This is a genomic window from Halomonas sp. AOP25-F1-15 (assembly GCF_052378675.1).
In the GTDB taxonomy this organism is placed as follows: domain Bacteria; phylum Pseudomonadota; class Gammaproteobacteria; order Pseudomonadales; family Halomonadaceae; genus Vreelandella; species Vreelandella casei.
Map to the genome: position 1 here is coordinate 1 of NZ_JBQSXV010000018.1, position 2,954 is coordinate 2,954.

Annotated in this window: 1 rRNA gene; it reads right to left on the minus strand. The window is 53.6% G+C overall.

Going from position 1 to position 2,954, the window contains the following annotated elements:
* Nucleotides 1–35 precede the first annotated feature (35 nt).
* Nucleotides 36–2,933, minus strand: a 23S ribosomal RNA gene (locus tag ACT3TF_RS17145).
* Nucleotides 2,934–2,954 lie beyond the last annotated feature (21 nt).

The following is a 2,954-nucleotide window of genomic DNA, read 5'->3' on the forward strand; positions in this document are numbered from 1 at the left end:
ACGTTATCACTGCGACCAGACCCCTTGGGTGTTATAGAGTCAAGCCTCACGGGCCATTAGTACACGTTAGCTCAACGCCTTGCAGCGCTTCCACACCGTGCCTATCAACCAGCTGGTCTCGCTGGGCCCTTCAGGAGGCTCTAGGCCTCAGGGATGTCTCATCTTGAAGGGGGCTTCCCGCTTAGATGCTTTCAGCGGTTATCCCGTCCGACCATAGCTACCCGGCAATGCCACTGGCGTGACAACCGGAACACCAGAGGGTCGTCCACTCCGGTCCTCTCGTACTAGGAGCAGCCCTTCTCAAACATCCAACGCCCACGGCAGATAGGGACCGAACTGTCTCACGACGTTCTAAACCCAGCTCGCGTACCACTTTAAATGGCGAACAGCCATACCCTTGGGACCGACTTCAGCCCCAGGATGTGATGAGCCGACATCGAGGTGCCAAACACCGCCGTCGATGTGAACTCTTGGGCGGTATCAGCCTGTTATCCCCGGAGTACCTTTTATCCGTTGAGCGATGGCCCTTCCATACAGAACCACCGGATCACTAGAACCTGCTTTCGCACCTGCTCGACGTGTCTGTCTCGCAGTCAAGCACCCTTATGCTCTTGCACTCAATGCACGATGTCCGACCGTGCTGAGGGTACCTTCGTGCTCCTCCGTTACTCTTTAGGAGGAGACCGCCCCAGTCAAACTACCCACCACACACTGTCCTCGATCCGGATAACGGACCTGAGTGAGAACGCCAATGATGCCAGGCTGGTATTTCAAGGTTGGCTCCCTTCGAACTGGCGTCCAAAGTTCAAAGCCTCCCAGCTATCCTACACAGGCAACATCAGCGTCCAGTGTGAAGCTATAGTAAAGGTTCACGGGGTCTTTCCGTCTAGCCGCGGGTACACCGCATCTTCACGGCGATTTCAATTTCACTGAGTCTCGGGTGGAGACAGCGTGGCCATCATTACGCCATTCGTGCAGGTCGGAACTTACCCGACAAGGAATTTCGCTACCTTAGGACCGTTATAGTTACGGCCGCCGTTTACCGGGGCTTCAATCAAGAGCTTCGCCTTGCGGCTAACACCATCATTTAACCTTCCGGCACCGGGCAGGCGTCACACCCTATACGTCCTCTTACGAGTTAGCAGAGTGCTGTGTTTTTAATAAACAGTTGCAGCCACCTGGTATCTTCGACCGGTTCGGGCTAGGAGAGCAAGTCTCTTCACCCTACGCCGGCGTGCCTTCTCCCGAAGTTACGGCACCATTTTGCCTAGTTCCTTCACCCGAGTTCTCTCAAGCGCCTTGGGATTCTCTCCCTGACCACCTGTGTCGGTTTGGGGTACGGTCGCACATGATCTGAAGCTTAGAGGCTTTTCCTGGAAGCGTGGCATCAGTGACTTCCTGACCGTAGTCAGTTCATCTCGTGTCTCGGCTTTAAGATCCCGGATTTTCCTAAGATCTCGGCCTACTCACTTTCACCAGGACAACCAACGCCTGGCTCACCTAGCCTTCTTCGTCCCCCCATCGCAACCATGTCCGGTACGGGAATATTAGCCCGTTTTCCATCGACTACGCCTTTCGGCCTCGCCTTAGGGGCCGACTCACTCTGCTCTGATTAGCATCGAACAGAAAACCTTGGTCTTCCGGCGAGGGAGTTTTTCACTCCCTTTATCGTTACTCATGTCAGCATTCGCACTCGTGATACCTCCAGCAGACTTCTCAATCCACCTTCATTGGCTTACACGACGCTCCTCTACCGCGCATCATTATCGAAATAATGACGCACCCGTAGCTTCGGTACCTGGTTTAGCCCCGTTACATCTTCCGCGCAGGCCGACTCGACTAGTGAGCTATTACGCTTTCTTTAAAGGATGGCTGCTTCTAAGCCAACCTCCTAGCTGTCTAAGCCTTCCCACATCGTTTCCCACTTAACCAGGATTTCGGGACCTTAGCTGACGGTCTGGGTTGTTTCCCTTTTCACGACGGACGTTAGCACCCGCCGTGTGTCTCCCACGCTGTACTCACCGGTATTCGGAGTTTGCCTCGGGTTGGTAAGTCGGGATGACCCCCTAGCCGAAACAGTGCTCTACCCCCGGCGGTAATACGTGAGGCGCTACCTAAATAGCTTTCGAGGAGAACCAGCTATCTCCGAGCTTGATTAGCCTTTCACTCCGATCCACAAGTCATCCAAATCTTTTTCAACAGATCCTGGTTCGGGCCTCCAGTTGATGTTACTCAACCTTCACCCTGCTCATGGATAGATCGCTCGGTTTCGGGTCTATATCCAGCGACTGTGTCGCCCAGTTAAGACTCGGTTTCCCTACGGCTCCCCTATACGGTTAACCTCGCCACTGAATATAAGTCGCTGACCCATTATACAAAAGGTACGCAGTCACAGAACAAGTCTGCTCCTACTGCTTGTACGCACACGGTTTCAGGATCTATTTCACTCCCCTATCCGGGGTTCTTTTCGCCTTTCCCTCACGGTACTGGTTCACTATCGGTCAGTCAGGAGTATTTAGCCTTGGAGGATGGTCCCCCCGTCTTCAGTCAAGGTTTCTCGTGCCCCGACCTACTCGATTTCACATGATCAGATTTTCGACTACAGGGCTATCACCTGCTACGGCCAGACTTCCCAATCTGTTCGCCTAATCATTCACATGCTTAAGGGCTGGTCCCCGTTCGCTCGCCGCTACTAGGGGAATCTCGGTTGATTTCTTTTCCTCAGGGTACTTAGATGTTTCAGTTCCCCTGGTTCGCCTCTTACACCTATGTATTCAGTGTAAGATACTGACCTTATGGTCAGTGGGTTTCCCCATTCAGAAATGCCCGGGTCACAGGTTGTTGCCACCTCACCGAGCCTTATCGCAGGCTACCACGTCTTTCATCGCCTCTGACTGCCTAGGCATCCACCGTGTGCGCTTCATTGCTTGACCCTATAACCCGAAGGAGTCTGG